Here is a 16621-nt window from a genome sequence, read left to right as displayed (position 1 = left end):
CAATAATAAGGGGTTATATCTGAAACTTATCCAGTATATTCAAATAGTTCGCAGACTGAATTGAATAATTGTTCCGTGGTCATATTCAGTGTCGGAGTGATGAAGATAGTATCGTCACCAGCCACTACACCTAAAATGCCTTCTGCTTTACCTAACGAGTCCAGCAAGCGAGCGATAAGCTGAGCAGCGCCCGGTCCAGTATGGATAACCACTAAAGCATTGTTTCGGTCAATATCCAGTACCAGTTCACGCAAAGAACTGGATACTGTTGGTACACCCAATTCTGCAGGTAAGCAGTAGACCATCTCCATCTTAGCGTTGCGAGTACGCACTGCCCCGAATTTAGTCAACATACGGGAAACTTTAGACTGGTTGATGTTTTCGAAGCCTTCATTTTTCAGAGCCTCAACAATATCCCCCTGGGAGCCAAAACGTTCCTCTTTCAATAGCGCTTTGAAGGCACGGACGAGGTTATCTTGTTTTTCTGAATGACGCATGGTTCTCTCTCAACCGTAGTTTTATAAAAATCAAGTGAATATTCTCGCATAGCTATGCAAATTGTGCCAATGCTATCCCTAAAATCTGTCTAACGTGTCACTGTAAACGGAGATGTAAGATTGCAATTTTTAATTACTTAACTCTTTGTCAATAAAGGTAAATGTAAGGATAATAAACACTTGTGTGTAGCACGTTGTTACTGAGTTGCGCAAGGTCGCAAAGCTGACGTTAATTGATTGTAATCAGTATGTGATTGCTATAGCTTTGGACAGCGTTGATTTCAAATCACCCCAAGACTTATAAAGAGATTCATCTCAAGGAGAACTACGATGAAAGTAGCCGTTATTGGTGCCGCTGGAGGCATCGGTCAAGCCCTAGCCCTTTTACTAAAAAACCGTCTTCCTGCTGGTTCAGATTTAGCACTTTACGACATCGCTCCGGTTACTCCGGGTGTTGCTGCTGATCTAAGCCACATCCCAACGCCTGTATCAATCAAAGGTTATGCGGGCGAAGATCCAACGCCAGCACTTGAAGGTGCGGATGTTGTTCTTATTTCAGCGGGTGTTGCACGTAAGCCTGGTATGGATCGTGCAGACCTATTTAACGTCAACGCTGGTATCGTTAAGTCTCTTGCTGAGAAAATCGCTCACGTTTGTCCTAAAGCGATGATCGGTATCATCACTAACCCAGTCAACACTACCGTGCCAATTGCGGCAGAAGTTCTTAAGAAAGCGGGCGTTTATGATAAGCGTCGCCTGTTTGGTGTAACAACTCTGGATGTTATCCGTTCTGAAACTTTCGTTGCGGATCTAAAAGATAAAGATCCAGGTGAAGTGCGTGTACCGGTTATCGGTGGTCACTCTGGCGTGACAATCCTTCCTCTGCTTTCTCAGGTAGAAGGTGTTGAGTTCACTGCAGAAGAAGTAGAAGCACTGACTAAGCGTATCCAGAATGCGGGTACTGAAGTGGTAGAGGCAAAAGCGGGTGGCGGTAGCGCAACTCTGTCTATGGGTCAGGCGGCTTGCCGATTCGGTCTTGCTCTAGTGAAAGCACTTCAAGGTGAAGATGTGGTTGAGTACGCTTACGTTGAAGGTAATGGTGAGCATGCACCGTTCTTCGCACAACCCGTGAAGCTGGGTAAAGATGGCGTTGAAGAGATCCTGAGCTACGGTGAACTGAGTGCATTCGAAAAATCAGCACTTGATGGCATGTTAGAAACACTGAACGGCGACATCCAAACGGGTGTGGATTTCGTTAAGTAAGCCATAAACTAATATTATAAAAAGCCGACTTTGAGTCGGCTTTTTTGATCCTTTTCATCCCCTAGGTTGTAAATAAATAAACAACAAGGGGAGAGGAATATGGATATTACTGAAATCGAAAAAGGTATGCTGGTGGAATGCAAACAGGGTGTTGGAAGAGTATTGGCCGTTGATAAGAAGAACCATGCGATTCTTATAGAGGAGCGTGATTCTCATCAGCAGTTTGCCGCTGACATCAGCGAATTAATGGATGACCCACAACTGCATATAGGTTGTGACAAGTACTATTGATTCCTGACCATAAAAAAAGCGAGCTCAATGCTCGCTTTTTTTATGGTATTTGCAAATTACTTACGAACAGCAATAGCTTCAATTTCGATACCCACATCTTTAGGTAGACGAGCTACTTCCACACATGAACGTGCAGGGTAGTTTGCTACGTTATGCTCATCGAAGAATTTACCGTACACTTCGTTAACTGTACCGAAGTCATTAAGGTCTTTTACGAAAACTGTCATTTTAACGATGTCAGTAACAGACAAGCCAGATGCTTCAACGACCGCTTTTACGTTATCCAGAGACTGGCGAGCTTGTTCAGCGATGTCTGCTGATACTTCACCTGTTGCAGGGTTTACTGGGATCTGACCTGAAGTCAGTACCATGTTACCTAGGTCTACACCTTGTACATATGGGCCAATAGCAGCAGGAGCGGATTCTGTATGAAGTACTTTAGTCATTATTATGTTCCATCTGTTGAGGGTTAACGTAATTAAGGGAAGTCAGTGTGCCGTGAAAGCAGAGCGGCGTAAAGAAAAATCCCTGCTATCAGAGAGCAGGGATTGATAATTTATGATTAAGCGACGATTAACGTTCAGTAACGATTTCCCGTGAGAAGACCTTCTCACAATACTTACATTTTAATCGCACGTTATCTTTTTTCTCGAACACTTTAAAGCTGGTTTCTACCGGTTCATCGTGGGTAATGCAGTTACTGTTTGGGCATTCAAAGACGTTGTTGATCTGTTCTGGTAAATCCAGTGCCAGTTTCTTCACAACCTCGTAGTTTTCAATTTGGTTAACCGTGGCATGCGGTGCGTATAAGGCCAGCTTGCTTGCCTGCTCCTCACTAATAAAAACATTTTCAATCTTAAGCAGGTCTTTATGGCCGAGGGCCGAAGACGGCAAATTGAGGCCAACAGTTACGCGCTGCTCTGACTTATCCATTGAAAAGAGCTTGAGAACTTTAATACCAATCTGAGCTGGGATGTGGTCAATAACGGTGCCGTTTTTGATTGCTTCAACCTGCAATTGAGTTTCTTTAGCCATGATTATTCTCCCGATTACAGTGATTGGTTTAAAACAAGGGCAAGTAGGGCTTCACGCGCATAGACGCCATTTTCAGCCTGTTCAAAGTAATAGGCGTGTGGCGTTTTATCGACATCAACAGTGATTTCATCCACACGAGGTAGTGGGTGTAGCACTTTTAGATTATCGCGCGCGCCTTCCAGCAGGGATGCAGTAAGGATGTAGGCGGATTTGATGTGTGCGTATTCCGACTCGTCAAAGCGCTCTTTCTGAACACGGGTCATATACAACACGTCTAGCTCAGGGATGACAGTTTCCATATCTGTGTGCATGCTGTATTCAATGCCAGCTTCATCCAACTCTTCACAAATGTAATCTGGCATCGCCAGTGCCTCTGGCGCGATGAAGTAGAAACGAACATTGTTAAACTTCGCTAGGGCCTGTGTTAGAGAGTGAACAGTACGGCCGTATTTCAGGTCACCAACAAAGGCAACATTGAGGTTATCGAGACGGCCTTGTGTTTCGGCAATAGAGAACAGGTCGAGCAGAGTTTGGGTTGGGTGTTGGTTCGCTCCGTCACCCGCGTTGATGACAGGTACACCATTGGAGAATTCAGAAGCTAATCGTGCAGCGCCTTCCTGTGGATGACGCATAACAAAGGCATCGACATAAGAAGAGATAACCTGAACCGAGTCCGATAAGGTTTCTCCTTTCTTGGCGAGCGAAGTGTTACCGCCATTATCAAAACCAATCACGCTGCCACCGACGCGCTGGATAGCGGTTTCAAAAGACAGACGAGTACGGGTAGAAGGCTCAAAGAAGCAGCTGGCGATCACCTTGTTCTTGATCAGCTCAGGATTAGGCTCTGCTTTGAGTTGACCTGCGGTTTTGACAATCAGTTCCAGCTCTTCACGAGAAAGCTCAGGAATTGAGATAATGTGCTTGTTATAAAGCGTGTTCGTCATAATCATCGTCCCATCTGCAATTTAGGCAATAAAAAAGCCTCCCAATAGGGAGGCTTTAAAAATCGGTGGAAATAGTAAAAAGACCAGCCAGTAAGCGTTTTGGCTTACCTAATGTAAATCGTTTTGTAGAACACGTTTTACGTGGCATTTGGTCACTACCTCCAGACAAATTGCCGAGCATTATACGCTGAAGATTTGTTAACGCAAGCGATTACATCGAAGCTTTATGGTGCAATTTTTGTTGGTGTTATGAACCGAGTGTTGCGACCATCACAGCTTTAATCGTGTGCATGCGGTTCTCTGCTTCATCAAACACAATCGAGTGGTCAGATTCGAACACTTCCTCGGTGACTTCAAGCCCATTCATACCGTATTTGTCTGCTACTTCCTTGCCTATGGTGGTTTCATCATTATGAAATGCCGGTAAGCAATGCATGAACTTGACTTGCGGGTTACCGGTTTTATCTAGGGTGTCCATATTGACTTGATAAGGCTTCATTTGTGCAACTCGCTCATCCCAAGCTTCTGGAGCTTCGCCCATCGAAACCCACACGTCAGTATAAAGGAAGTCGCAATCTTTAACGCCTTCATCAACGCTTTCAGTCAGCGTGATTTTTGCCCCGGTTTGCAGAGCAATCAGTTGGCAGTTTGCCACCAGTTCCTCTTCTGGCCAGAAAGCTTTAGGGGCGACTAAACGAATGTCCATGCCCATTTTGGCAGCCCCCACCAATAGAGAGTTACCCATGTTGTTGCGTGCATCGCCTAAGTAAGCAAACTTGATTTCATGGAGCAGCTTACCGCGACCATGTTCAAGCATGGTGAGAAAATCGGCCAGTATTTGAGTGGGGTGAAATTCGTCGGTCAAACCGTTCCACACGGGTACACCAGCGTATTGCCCCAGCTCTTCTACGATCTCTTGGCCGAACCCTCGATATTCAATGCCGTCATACATTCTGCCTAATACTCGCGCGGTGTCCTTCATCGACTCTTTATGACCGATCTGTGAACCGGATGGGCCGATGTAAGACACCTGTGCGCCTTGGTCGAAGGCTGCGACTTCAAACGCGCATCGGGTACGAGTCGAGGCTTTTTCAAAGATCAGGGCGATGTTTTTGCCTACGAGCTTTTTCTGTTCTGTGCCCGCGTATTTTGCCTTCTTAAGATCCGCAGATAGATCGAGTAAAAACTGGATCTCTTTTGGGGTGAAATCGAGAAGCTTAAGGAAATTTCGGTTACGTAGATTGAAAGCCATGCTTCAGTCCTTCATTGCTCATTATTTTAATAGGACTAGTTAAACATAGTTATGTGATGTTTGTGAATAATTATTTTAAAAATATGGCGGGATATAAATAATATCCCGCTTTTTATGACTATAAATTCTCTTCGGCAAACTCGGCCAGACGACTGCGCACGACGCCATTTAGGTGGACATTAGCGCTGCCTTCGAAGTTCTTGAAGCGTTCAACCATGTAGGTCAATCCTGATGTAACAGGGGTGAGGTAGTGTGAGTCAATCTGCGCCAGGTTACCCGAGCAGACTATCTTGGTACCTTCACCACAGCGTGTGATAATGGTTTTGATTTGCGAAGCGGTCAGGTTCTGACACTCATCCAGCAACACAAATGCGTTTTGGATTGAGCGGCCACGCATAAAGTTGATCGACTTAAACTGTATATTGGCTTTATCGCAGATGTACTTCAGTGAGCCTTCCGTACAGTGGTCGTGCTTATGCAGCGCTTCCAGTGTGTCCGTTACCGCCGCTAACCAAGGCAGCATTTTTTCCTCCTCACTGCCGGGCAAGAAGCCAATCGATTCGCCGATATCTGGCGTATTACGTGTGACGATGATCTTGTCAAACATACCGTGTTCAATGGTTTGCTCCAAAGCGGACGCCATAGCAAGTAGCGTTTTACCACTGCCCGCAGCCCCGGTGAGAATCACCAAATCAATATCAGGATCGAGTAAGGCATCTAACGCCATGCCTTGATAAATGTTCTTCGGCGTGATGTCCCACGCTCGGCGATGCATCATACGCTCGCGGCTGAGATCTTTGAGTGTCACTTTTTCCGGGGTTATTTCTTCCACTCGCCCTGCAAAGTCACTTTCTTCATCAATAACATACTGATTGATGTACGTCGGCTCAAAAGGTTCTCGGTCTAGAGTGTGGAACGTGTGACCGCCAAGGTTCTTACTTTCGACTTCTTCGATATTACTCCAGAAGTCGCCTTCGATTTGTTGGAAGCCTTTAGTTAGGTACTGAACGTCATCAATCAATTGGTCAGTTCGGTAATCTTCAACAAAGCGAACGCCAGCGCCTTTGGCACGCAAGCGCATATTAATATCTTTGGTGATCAGAACCACTTCACGTGGTGCACGTTTGTTTTGCAGATAAAGCACCGCATTAAGAATGCGATTATCACCTGCTTTGTCTGCAAAAGCCTTAACGGTTTCTTGCAGCTCAAAATCGGCGAGAATAGAGATATGTCCGGTGTTTTCTTTATCGCGGTTAATCGGAATGCCTTCAGAGATTTCATCTGGTGTGGCGTCTTTGAACATGGCTTCCATTGCGCGGATGGCCACTCGGGCATCGCGGGCAACGTCGCGTTTGCTGTCTTTGATTCGGTCGAGTTCTTCGAGGACGGTCATAGGAATGACCACGTCGTGTTCTTGAAAGGAATAGATGGCTAAAGGTTCATGAAGAAGGATGTTGGTGTCTAGGACAAAAAGTTTCCGATCCGTGTCACCCATAAGCGTCTCCTTGCCGTGATGCGGCTTGTTTGCCATTCACAATCGCTTGTGATGATGGCCTACCTGCGGTTGCTTGCAGCATGTCGCTAAGTCGCTCAGAGATCGCTGTCGGTTAGCTGATATGCTACAAACCCGTGTTGATCGTCATCCGAAATAATGCATCTCTCGTGCCAGTCGAAAAATTGACACCGTCGCCTGCATTCTCATTTGTGAGTATAAGTCAGATTTCCAACTCTCTTTTTTAGATTTGCCACTCTTTTCTTACACTTTGATGTCATGCAAAAGATAGAGAAAAATTTGTTGTTTTTTGAGGTGTTTGTGCGTGACCAATATCACAGCTTCGAGTAATATGAGCGACCTTTTTGGCGTGACTGCTGACCATTCACTTCCCCGTCAGTTGCCTTTCAAGTCACGCAAGAACAACTAAGATAAATAGACCCATTTTTGAATTAAACAGATGAGGTAGTCGATTCATGACATTTGCTTTGGGCCAGCGCTGGATTAGCGATACAGAAAGCGATTTAGGTTTAGGGACTGTAGTAGCACTGGATGCTCGCACTGTGACACTTATGTTTGCAGCTTCAGAAGAGAACCGAGTGTACGCTCGTAATGATGCGCCTGTTACCCGAGTAACCTTTAACGCTGGTGATGTCGTTGACAGTCAGCAAGGTTGGTCACTTAAGATTGAGCAAGTGGTCGAGGACCAAGGTCTATTTGCCTACATCGGTACCCGCGAAGACAGCGGAGAGCAAGAGGTGATGCTGCGCGAAATTATGCTCAGTAACCAAATCCGTTTTAACAAGCCGCAAGATAAATTGTTCGCCGGTCAGATTGATCGCATGGACAACTTTGTGCTCCGTTATCGTGCATTGATGAACCAATATGAACAGCATAAGAGCCCGATGCGCGGCCTTTGTGGTATGCGTGCTGGTTTGATTCCTCACCAGCTATACATTGCTCATGAAGTCGGTCGTCGTCATGCGCCTCGCGTTTTGTTAGCCGATGAAGTAGGTCTAGGCAAAACCATTGAAGCTGGGATGATCATCCACCAGCAGGTGTTAGCTGGCCGAGCGGAGCGTATCTTGATTGTGGTACCGGAAACGTTGCAGCATCAATGGTTAGTGGAGATGATGCGCCGCTTCAATCTGCATTTTTCGATTTTTGATGAAGAGCGCTGTATTGAGGCGTTTGCTGATTCAGATAACCCGTTTGATACCCAGCAATATGTACTGTGTTCACTGGATTTCTTACGTAAGAGTCGTAAGCGTTTCGAGCAAGCACTTGAAGGTGAGTGGGATCTGTTGGTTGTCGATGAAGCGCACCATCTAGAATGGAGCCCAGAGCAGCCAAGCCGTGAATATCAGGTGATTGAGGGGCTGGCAGAGCGCACTCCAGGGGTACTTCTTCTGACCGCAACCCCAGAGCAACTAGGACGTGAGAGTCACTTTGCCCGTCTGCGTTTGTTGGATTCAGACCGCTTCTATGACTACCAAGCGTTTGTTGAAGAAGAAGAGCAATACGCGCCAGTAGCGGACTCGGTGAGTGCGCTGTTCTCTGGTCAACAGCTTGAGAATAACGCTAAAAATCAGATTACTGAGTTGTTGTCCGAGCAGGATGTTGAGCCTCTGTTCCGCATTATTGAAAGCGATAGCGAAGAAGATGCCAAAGCCGCAGCTCGTCAGGAACTGATCGACAACCTGATGGACCGTCATGGTACAGGACGCGTGCTGTTCCGTAACACTCGTGCAGCGATCAAAGGCTTCCCGGTTCGCAACGTGAACCTATTGCCAATGCCGATCCCTCAGCAGTACACGACGTCTATGCGTGTATCGGGCATGATTGGTGGCAAAATCAGCCCTGAAGCACGTGCGCTGAAAAATCTATATCCAGAAGAAATCTTCCAAGAGTTTGAAGGGGATGATGCTAGCTGGTGGCAGTTTGATTCACGTGTCAATTGGCTGATTGAGAAGATTAAACAAAAGCGCAGTGACAAGATCCTGGTTATTGCTTCTCGTGCTAGCACAGCGCTACAGCTAGAGCAGGCGCTGCGTGAGCGTGAAGGTATCCGTGCCACCGTGTTCCACGAAGGTATGTCGATACTGGAGCGTGATAAAGCGGCCGCTTACTTTGCGCAGGAAGAGGGTGGCGCTCAGGTCCTTATCTGTAGTGAAATAGGTTCAGAAGGTCGTAACTTCCAGTTTGCAAACCAACTGGTGATGTTCGATTTGCCGTTCAACCCTGACTTACTTGAGCAGCGTATTGGTCGTCTGGACCGTATTGGTCAGAGTCGTGATATTGATATTCACGTTCCTTATCTGGAGCAAACTTCACAGGCGATTCTGGCGCGTTGGTTCGATGAAGGTCTAAATGCTTTTGCTGAAACTTGCCCGACAGGTCGCGCGGTGTATGACAAGTTCTCTGATCGTTTGATTGAAATGCTGGCTTCAGGTGACGTGACCGAACTCGATGATGTTATCAGCGAGTCTGCTGCGATGAACAAAGAGCTTAAGTCTCAACTTGAGCAAGGGCGTGACCGTTTACTGGAAATGCATTCCAATGGTGGCGAAAAAGCGCAGCAGATAGTCGATAAGATTGCGGCAACCGATGGTGATACCAATCTGGTGACCTTTGCGTTGAGTCTGTTTGATACCATTGGCCTTAATCAGGACGACAAAGGGGAAAATGCCTTGGTAGTGACGCCATCTGAACACATGATGGTGCCAAGTTATCCTGGTCTGCCTTATGAAGGCGCGACGATTACTTTTGATCGTGAAACGGCGTTGTCTCGCGAAGACATGAACTTCATTAGTTGGGAGCACCCGATGATTCAGGGTGGTATTGACTTACTGATGAGTGAAGGCGTCGGTGCAACCGCGGTTTCTTTACTGAAGAACAAAGCATTGCCAGTAGGTACCATGCTGCTTGAGCTAGTGTATAAAGTCGATGCTCAGGCGCCAAAACGCAGTGGCATCAGCCGTTTCCTGCCGACAACACCAATCCGTCTGATGCTGGATAGCAAAGGCAGTGACTTATCTCAGCAGGTTGAGTTTGAAAGTTTTAACCGCCAGCTTAGCCCGGTAGGCCGTCATATGGCGACCAAACTGGTGTCGTCAGTTCAGGCTCAGGTCCATCAAATGATCACCGCAGGTGAAGCGCTGATTGTCGAAAAAGTCGAAGCTGTACGTGCTGAAGCACAACAAGAAATGCAGGCGAGCTTGAATGCGGAGCTGGAACGACTGCAAGCATTGAAAGCGGTTAACCCAAACATCCGTGATGAAGAGCTTGCAGCGATTGAAGCGCAGATTAAAGAGCTGAATGGCTACATTGCTCAAGCTCAGTACCAGTTGGACTCGCTGCGTATGATTGTTGTGTCCCACAACTGATTTTACGCAACTTGCAGTAAAAGGCCTTCATTTGAAGGCCTTTTTTGTTGGTCGCTATTTGACTACATCAGCCACTTCCACCACACAAATACCGCCAAGAAACCAAACAGGTAGACAAGGCCAGTGATAGAAAGCCATTTCAGTTTATTACTGAGCGCCAAAGGTTCTGGCAACTTAGATTTTGAAACCAGAATATAGTTAAGCAGTGCAAAAAACGGTGTGGTCATAAAGGCCAAAATCATCGCAAAATCAAGCATCGGCAGTAGTGCCGCTGCCCAGAATACGATGATCGACAGTGCTGCTGCGGAGATAAGTAACATCCAACCCTGAGTCACTTTAGGCTTCATTTCTTTTTGCTTACGCAGTAGGCGTTGAGATTCTGAAATCACTCGAGCGTAGCCATCAATCACCGTAATCGTACTGCCAAAAATACAGAAGAACGCAACGGCTGCAATTAGGTAACGTGACCATTCGCCAATAGTTGACGCGTAGAGCCCAACCAGCTGATGCGAAAAGCCCACACCCGATTGAGATAATTCAATATTGCTGCCGTGTAAGACCAAAGTGCCTAATGCAAGGAAGACAATCGCCAGAATCGCCGTACCGATGTAGCCCACATTGAAATCAAACAAAGCAGAACGAGCCGTTACCTTCTGGTGGCGTTGCTGACTTTTAAGCCACATTGATGTCAGGCTGGAAATTTCAATCGGTGCTGGCATCCAACCCATGGTTACAACAATAAAGCCGATAGCGGCAATGGACCAAGGTGAGGGCGCTTCAAAAGCAGGAACCGCTTCGACAGGGTTACCTGCGGCAATAGCGACCGCAGTCAGGGTTGCAATGGTCAGTACCGCCATAATGATTTTGGATAAGGAGTCGAGGGCTTTGTAGTGACCTGCAAATAGAATTGTTAAACAGGTGGCTAAGATGATTAAGCACAAGCTTGTGGTCGAGAGGTCGAAGGGAATGAAGTAACCCAGCAAGCTAGCACTGAAGAGCAGTAAGGCGGCTGTATTGACGATACCGGAAATAACGCTGAGTGCGACAAACAGCCATAGGTAAGGTCGGCCAAGCTTTGCATAACCTTCGACCAGACTTTCTCCGGTTCCCATTGTGTATTGGATACTGGCGCGGAAAAATGGATATTTAAAAAAGTTAACTAACAAAATGAGTGCGGCTAGCTGCCATCCGTAAATCGCCCCGGCTTTTGTTGAAGCCACCAGATGGGAGCCCCCTACCGCGGCAGCGGCCATCATGATCCCTGGGCCTAGCGAACGGACGAGTTGTGACAGAGAGTATTTGGGTTGGCTCTCTGAAGCGGAGATCGTTTCCATTTGTGTTCCTTGATGTTTTTGTTGTTAGTGATTGTGTCTTGTCAATGGCGGGTATGAATATCATATGCAACCAAGGCGTTAAATATTATTTACATGAAAAAAGCTAAAACATACTAGGATGTGGAAACGCTGTCACAGGCATGACTCTGATATACTGGCTGAGTTATAAATCTGATTGAGATGTTTTATGGCTATGCAGCAATACCATCCTCCCACCGAGCCATGGATTGAGCGAGTATTTGAAGATGAAGGCATCCTTGTGGTGAATAAGCCGTCGGGTCTTTTGTCTGTGCCAGGCAGGGCTGAAGAGCATTACGACAGCATGTGGAGCCGCTTGAAAGACATCTATCCTGACATCCAACCGGTTCATCGTCTTGATATGTCAACTTCAGGTTTGATGCTGTTTGCCAAGAACAAGCCCACAGAATCGGCGTTAAAAAAACAGTTTCAGTTTCGCCTCACGCATAAGGTCTACTATGCTCGTGTATGGGGACGCGTTGAACAACAAGAGGGAGAAGTGGATCTTCCACTGATTTGTGATTGGCCAAATCGGCCGAAGCAGAAAGTCTGTTTTGAACAGGGTAAGCCATCAAAAACCTTATTTGAGGTGGCGAAGCGGGAAGAGCAGACCACCATCGTCAGGCTACTGCCTATAACTGGGCGTTCACATCAGCTACGTGTGCATATGCAGGCTTTAGGACATCCGATTGTCGGAGATGAGTTCTATTCACAGGGAGAAGCCTTTGAATTCTCAAGCCGTCTTGAACTGCATGCGGCTGAATTGAGTTTTTACCATCCTCAAGATGAACGTCTACGCAGTATTTTTGTTCCTTGTGATTTCTATCCTGAAGCGGAGGCGTTGATCTTTAACTATTTCGATCCTGTGCGAGAATTGCCGGACTATAAAACGCTGCCGCGTCCATGATTTCATTATAGGCAGCGAAAGGAGAAACCATGTCGCTGCCTAATGTTGTGTTCTTGGATCGTGCGACGATCCCAACTCATATCGAATTACCTCACCTTCCTTTTGATCACCAATGGATTGAATATGATTTCACCAGCCCTGAGCTGGTGGTAGAACGGCTGAAAAACGCTCATATCGTCATCACGAATAAAGTCGTATTAGATGCGGCAGTGTTGCGCCAACTACCGGATCTCAAGCTGATCGCTGTCTCGGCTACTGGCTTCAACAACATCGACATTGATTACTGCCGTGAGCAAAACATAGCTGTCACAAACGTGCAGGGCTACGCCACTCAATCGGTGCCTGAGCATGTGATTGGGATGATATTTGCTCTTAAGCGCAATTTGATGGGCTACCACAATGATATTGCCAAAGGGGAATGGCAACGCAATAAACAGTTTTGTTTCTTTACTCACCCAATTGGTGACGTAGCAGGCTCGACGCTGGGCGTTGTCGGCTCTGGAGCTTTGGGTCAGGCTACTGCCGCGCTGGCGAAGGCGATTGGTATGCAAGTCATTTATGCAGAACATAAAGGTGCGCATCATTGCCGAAAAGGTTACCTGCCATTTGAGCAGGTGTTGATGATGGCTGATGTCTTGACGCTACATTGTCCGTTGAATGAACAGACTCATAACTTGATTGGGCGTCATGAACTGGCTCAAATGAAGCCTGGCAGTGTGCTGATCAATACTGGTCGAGGTGGGTTGGTTGATGAAGCGGCTCTGGTTGAGGCCTTAAAACGAGGCACGATTGCTGGTGCTGGTGTCGATGTATTTAGCCAAGAGCCAGCGGACGACAGCAACCCGTTGCTCGCTAATATGAATCTGCCTAATTTGCTCCTGACTCCACATGTTGCGTGGGGCAGTGACTCATCGATTCAGAAATTAGCGAACATCCTGATGGATAACATCACTGCCTTTCATCAAGGGCAGGAACAAAACCGTGTCGTTTAGTGGCCTTTAGATTGTTGTTGGTGCCACTTGATAAGCCCTTGGTTAAAGATCTCTAATAGCTCTTTTCCTCTAGGGCTTTGTTTGGAGAACATCACGAAACCGTCGTTATTAAGAAAGGGTTTCGGGTGATAGGTAATGTTATTTCGAATCTCTTCTGGTTGCTGGCTCAGATGATACATGCCGATTTGACGTTCTTCTGGATAGATTTGGATACGTTTATGATTAAGGCGCAGCAGATTCTGGCTAGGGTTGTTGACTCGGCTTATGCTGACCTCTTTTGCATCGATTAAGGCATCCAAAGCTTCCCCATAGCTGTAACCTAACCCTCCACCCATCTTGTATCCCTTGAGATCGTCTATCTTAGACCAATCAAACGCTAAGTCTTTGTGATGAAAGAAGACAAATTGCTCTTGCGAGACTGGTTCACTGTAATAGAAATGCTCCGTCCGATCTTCATCAAACATCCATACCGCAGTGGCATCATACTCTCCACTTTGAGCTTTCTCATAAGCTCTAGCCCAAGGATAAAAAGCGAAAGTCACCTCATAGCCTTGCAACGCAAAAACCTGTTCAATGGTTTGTGCGACGACACCATAGCCCTCAAGGTTCTGACCAATAAACGGTGGCCAATCTCCGGCTGTGATCTTGACGGTTTGATGTGTGCTTTCGGCGTAGGCTGACAAGACAAACAAGCATTGAAGCAGGGGAATAACTAACAAGGATTTCTTCAACATCTTGGCTCCTTATTTGGTGGCCTCTAAGTAATTCTAGAAGAGACAGGCTCAATTGGATCATTACTGCTCAAAAGCGAAGTGAAACAAGGTCAGATTCAATCAATAAGCAATTGATATTTCATGGGCAAATGTTTTTGATGTCCACTATATGTAAAATTATTGTGTTAATACTCCATATTATTTGTGATGTACATCAACTGGTTGCATTTTCTTGTTATTAAGACATAGACGCTGGAAATGAAATGTAAGAAATTATTTGTCTTGTGTTTTAGTCAACTACGTCAGGAAATGTAATAAATGGAACAAAAACATATAACAAATCCCGTTGAGTTTAAGGGAAAGGGAGGCGAATTCTTTGGTATTTGGATAGTCAATGTTCTGCTGACCATCATCACTTTTGGTATCTATTCAGCATGGGCGAAGGTCAGAACCAAACGTTATTTCTACGGTAATACCTATGTCGATAATGATAATTTTGAGTACCATGCTGAGCCGATGCAAATCCTCAAAGGACGTTTAGTTGCTGTTGCAGTACTAGTGATTTGGGCCGTGGCGAACGCCTTTTTCCCAGCAGCGAGCGCGGCTCTATTACTGGTTTTTTACATTGCTTTACCTTGGTTGTTATGGAGCAATGCCCGCTTTGATGCCGCAAAGACGAGTTACCGCAATGTTCATTTCTCTTTTGACTCTTCATTGAAAGATGCCTATGTAGCGCTTATGGGGCGCGGTTTAGGTGCTTTGCTAGCGATGGCTATCTATATTGGTGTGGTCGTGGCGGTATCCAGTGTTTCTGCAGTCGCTGCAACGGTATTAGGTATTGCGTCTTTGGTGTTCATGGCTGTGTTGTATGCATGGGTTGTGGCTGGCGCGCATAAGTATTTTTCTAATGGCTATCGATACGGAGATTGGAAGTTCAGTGCGGAACTTGAAACGGGCTTCTTTTTCAAAACTTATCTAAAAGCGATAGGCTTAGGTATTGTCGCGTCGATTGTTCTTTTGATTGCAATGTCTTTGACGGTATTTAGCGGTTTCGATTTTACCGCGCTTCAGAATGGGGACTTCAGCTCGTTGATGGGCGTATCTCAGGTTACGGTGTTTATTGTGGCTTACCTAGCCATCATTACACTGACTATCGGCCTGACAGCCTACACCACAACGCGATTGCGTAATTACATCTTTGATCAACTGCGGGCGAAGTTGGATCAAGAGTCAGACAGTCAATACACCTTTAAGTCGTCACTGACTGCGAGAGGGTACACTTGGTTGGTGATCTCTAACTTCTTACTACAGGTGGTGACGCTAAGTATTGCCAGACCTTGGGTTATGGTCAGAACATCCCGTTATGTTGCTGATAACACCGTGGTGTTTGGCGATATGAGTGCGCTGAAGGCGACAGACCAAGATTCAAATGTCAAATCTGCAGTATCGGATGAAGTGGCACAGGCCTTTGATCTAGGTATCGGAATCAGCTAATGCTATTTGACGGGGTGGCGTTTCCGCCACGCAGCTCGGAGCGTCATCCTGCCAAGTTGGATGTCACTCAAGCCAATGCATTAAGTTTGCGTGTTGACGGGAAAATCATCAGTTGTGATCAGCAATACGCCGATATTAGTGTCCCTGTTGGTAATCTACCCGTGCGTTTTAAGTTCCCCGATGGCTGGGTATTTGTGGTTGAAAGAACGGCAGAAGTCAGCCACTGGCTGGAACGAAATCGCAAAAGCAGTACCATTGATAAGATGGAAACCAACTGGTTAGCGTGGTTGTTGTCAGCGGTAGTGTGTATTGGAGTGGTATTAGGTAGCTACTTTTATGTCTTGCCATGGACCAGTGAGAAGGTCGCTAATGCTATCCCTGATTACGTTGCTGTGGCGCTGGGCGATAAAGTGCTCGAAAGCTTTGATAACAGCTGGCAAGAGAGCGAGTTGAGTTCGCAAGAGCAGCAAGCGATCCGCCAACGTGTGGCTCAGCATGTCACACAGTTGGAAGCGTTACCTTATCCCATTGAGGTGGAGTTTCGCTCCTCAGAGCTTGGCGCCAATGCATTTGCATTGCCTGGTGGGAAAATCGTATTACTCGACGATTTGGTTACTCTGGCTGAGAATGAACAACAGCTCGATAGCATTATCCTTCACGAGCTAGGTCATGTTCATCATCGCCATATGATCAAAAGGTTAGTCCATTCGAGTTTACTTTCAGTTGGAGTTGCAGTGTTAACCGGTGAAAGCTCGGGAGTGGTGGATAACTTGGCCGGGCTAGGGGTTTTCTTCCTTTCCAATGGTCACTCTCGTGACGCTGAACTGGAAGCTGACGCTTATGCTCGACAAGCGATGGTGGATATATACGGCAGTAGTGAACCGATGGCAGAGATGTTTGAGTTGTTCAGACAACAAGAAAGGTTGGAAATGCCAGAATGGATGAGTAGTCACCCTGGTTTTGAGCTGCGCATCCAGGCCGCACGCGAATAACGAATCACAGA

The 16621-nt window shown here is 46.4% G+C and carries 15 protein-coding genes; 7 read left to right on the top strand and 8 right to left on the bottom strand.

Annotated features, from left to right (window positions below):
• Positions 1 to 26: 26 nt before the first annotated feature.
• Positions 27 to 497: a transcriptional regulator ArgR gene (argR, locus tag VIC_RS24675; protein ID WP_006963138.1), complete on the bottom strand. Its 471-nt coding sequence runs from the start codon at positions 495 to 497 to the stop codon at positions 27 to 29.
• Positions 498 to 827: 330 nt separating this feature from the next.
• On the opposite strand from argR, the gene mdh reads away from it, so the two are divergent.
• Positions 828 to 1760 (top strand): malate dehydrogenase, encoded by a 933-nt coding sequence (gene mdh, locus VIC_RS24670; RefSeq protein WP_006963137.1) that lies wholly within the window; start codon positions 828 to 830, stop codon positions 1758 to 1760.
• 99 nt (positions 1761 to 1859) lie between these two features.
• Complete coding sequence (locus VIC_RS24665) at positions 1860 to 2051, top strand: hypothetical protein (protein ID WP_006963136.1); 192 nt, start codon at positions 1860 to 1862, stop codon at positions 2049 to 2051.
• Between the two features lie 56 nt (positions 2052 to 2107).
• Here VIC_RS24665 and VIC_RS24660 read toward each other — a convergent pair whose 3' ends face one another.
• From VIC_RS24660 to VIC_RS24640, 5 genes are all read right to left on the bottom strand, one after another.
• On the bottom strand, positions 2108 to 2497 hold the full coding sequence (locus VIC_RS24660) for a RidA family protein (RefSeq protein ID WP_004747250.1): 390 nt from the start codon (positions 2495 to 2497) through the stop codon (positions 2108 to 2110).
• Positions 2498 to 2624: 127 nt separating this feature from the next.
• Complete coding sequence (gene pyrI, locus VIC_RS24655; RefSeq protein ID WP_006963135.1) at positions 2625 to 3086, bottom strand: aspartate carbamoyltransferase regulatory subunit; 462 nt, start codon at positions 3084 to 3086, stop codon at positions 2625 to 2627.
• Between the two features lie 14 nt (positions 3087 to 3100).
• Positions 3101 to 4030 (bottom strand): aspartate carbamoyltransferase, encoded by a 930-nt coding sequence (gene pyrB, locus VIC_RS24650; RefSeq protein WP_006963134.1) that lies wholly within the window; start codon positions 4028 to 4030, stop codon positions 3101 to 3103.
• Positions 4031 to 4277: 247 nt separating this feature from the next.
• Positions 4278 to 5282 (bottom strand): ornithine carbamoyltransferase, encoded by a 1005-nt coding sequence (locus VIC_RS24645; RefSeq protein WP_006963133.1) that lies wholly within the window; start codon positions 5280 to 5282, stop codon positions 4278 to 4280.
• 118 nt (positions 5283 to 5400) lie between these two features.
• Positions 5401 to 6777 (bottom strand): PhoH family protein, encoded by a 1377-nt coding sequence (locus tag VIC_RS24640; protein WP_006963132.1) that lies wholly within the window; start codon positions 6775 to 6777, stop codon positions 5401 to 5403.
• 473 nt (positions 6778 to 7250) lie between these two features.
• On the opposite strand from VIC_RS24640, the gene rapA reads away from it, so the two are divergent.
• The gene (gene rapA, locus VIC_RS24635; RefSeq protein ID WP_006963131.1) at positions 7251 to 10160 is read left to right on the top strand and encodes an RNA polymerase-associated protein RapA; all 2910 of its coding nucleotides are present in this window, start codon (positions 7251 to 7253) and stop codon (positions 10158 to 10160) included.
• 62 nt (positions 10161 to 10222) lie between these two features.
• Here the strand turns inward: rapA and VIC_RS24630 are convergent, their stop codons facing one another.
• Positions 10223 to 11494 (bottom strand): NRAMP family divalent metal transporter, encoded by a 1272-nt coding sequence (locus VIC_RS24630; RefSeq protein ID WP_006963130.1) that lies wholly within the window; start codon positions 11492 to 11494, stop codon positions 10223 to 10225.
• A 187-nt stretch (positions 11495 to 11681) separates the two neighbouring features.
• Between VIC_RS24630 and VIC_RS24625 the strand changes: the two genes are divergently transcribed.
• Complete coding sequence (locus VIC_RS24625; protein WP_006963129.1) at positions 11682 to 12419, top strand: pseudouridine synthase; 738 nt, start codon at positions 11682 to 11684, stop codon at positions 12417 to 12419.
• Between the two features lie 29 nt (positions 12420 to 12448).
• On the top strand, positions 12449 to 13411 hold the full coding sequence (locus VIC_RS24620; protein ID WP_006963128.1) for a D-2-hydroxyacid dehydrogenase: 963 nt from the start codon (positions 12449 to 12451) through the stop codon (positions 13409 to 13411).
• On the opposite strand, the gene VIC_RS24615 is transcribed toward VIC_RS24620, so the two are convergent.
• Entirely contained in the window at positions 13408 to 14145 is a 738-nt protein-coding gene (locus VIC_RS24615; RefSeq protein WP_006963127.1) for a substrate-binding periplasmic protein, read from the bottom strand. The genes VIC_RS24620 and VIC_RS24615 overlap by 4 nt on opposite strands.
• Before the next feature lie 297 nt (positions 14146 to 14442).
• On the opposite strand from VIC_RS24615, the gene VIC_RS24610 reads away from it, so the two are divergent.
• Together VIC_RS24610 and VIC_RS24605 are read left to right on the top strand one after the other, a co-directional pair.
• Positions 14443 to 15618 carry a YjgN family protein gene (locus VIC_RS24610; protein ID WP_006963126.1) on the top strand — a complete coding sequence of 392 codons (1176 nt, stop codon included), beginning with the start codon at positions 14443 to 14445 and terminating at the stop codon, positions 15616 to 15618.
• Complete coding sequence (locus VIC_RS24605; protein ID WP_006963125.1) at positions 15618 to 16610, top strand: M48 family metallopeptidase; 993 nt, start codon at positions 15618 to 15620, stop codon at positions 16608 to 16610. The genes VIC_RS24610 and VIC_RS24605 overlap by 1 nt, the downstream gene beginning before the upstream one ends.
• Positions 16611 to 16621 lie beyond the last annotated feature (11 nt).

The sequence above is a fragment of the Vibrio coralliilyticus ATCC BAA-450 genome (assembly GCF_000176135.1).
Taxonomy (GTDB): Bacteria; Pseudomonadota; Gammaproteobacteria; order Enterobacterales; family Vibrionaceae; genus Vibrio; species Vibrio coralliilyticus.
The sequence above is the reverse complement of the archived record's forward strand: the minus strand, read 5'-3'. Positions and strand labels throughout refer to the sequence as shown.